This window comes from Paenibacillus sp. MER TA 81-3 (assembly GCF_023713585.1).
GTDB classification, from domain to species: Bacteria; Bacillota; Bacilli; order Paenibacillales; family Paenibacillaceae; genus Paenibacillus_B; species Paenibacillus_B profundus.
In genome coordinates this window covers 1-481 of sequence record NZ_JAMAWB010000063.1, presented here as the reverse complement: position 1 = coordinate 481, position 481 = coordinate 1, and the positions used below count along the sequence as shown (strand labels likewise).

At 64.4% G+C, this 481-nt stretch carries 2 protein-coding genes; both read right to left on the bottom strand.

Going from position 1 to position 481, the window contains the following annotated elements:
* Positions 1-235, bottom strand: a 235-nt coding sequence (locus M3650_RS31220) for a DUF3158 family protein (RefSeq protein ID WP_251580235.1), incomplete at its 3' end; no start/stop codon positions are given.
* Positions 232-481, bottom strand: a 250-nt coding sequence (locus M3650_RS31215) for an AcaB family transcriptional regulator (RefSeq protein ID WP_251580234.1), incomplete at its 5' end; no start/stop codon positions are given. The genes M3650_RS31215 and M3650_RS31220, both read right to left, overlap by 4 nt.

Genomic DNA, 481 nt, shown 5'->3' with positions numbered 1-481 from the left:
GTTCGATGGGCAGCAGGTGGAAGGGGTGCCCGCATGCCTGCTCCAGTACCTGTCGCTGTGCCAGGGCAATCAACTCGTCGCGCATGGCGAAGCACTGGCTGGCCCAGGCCTCGAAGTCCCCTTTACCCTTAAAAGGCTTTAAAAGGCCTTTTAGATAGGCCGCGTGTTCCAGCCGCATGAAGGCACCCTGTTGCAGGCCTCGGAAGTAGCGGGTCGGTGGGTTCGGATCGCTCATGCCGGCTCGTCCTCGCCGGCTGCGGCTTCGGGCGACTCTGCGGTGGTGGTTTCATCGCCGAGCAGTGATGCTTCGGCAGGACCGTCGCCGCGCTGCTTCAGGCCACGGCGCACGATGGGCGGCGCAAACTTCGACCGGCGCGTGCCTTCCAGCACGTCCTGCGGCAGTTCGCCATACTTCTCCAGCGCTGCCCGCGCTGCGGCATTCTTCGACGCGAAGTCATCGCGTGTGCAGCCCGAATAGCGA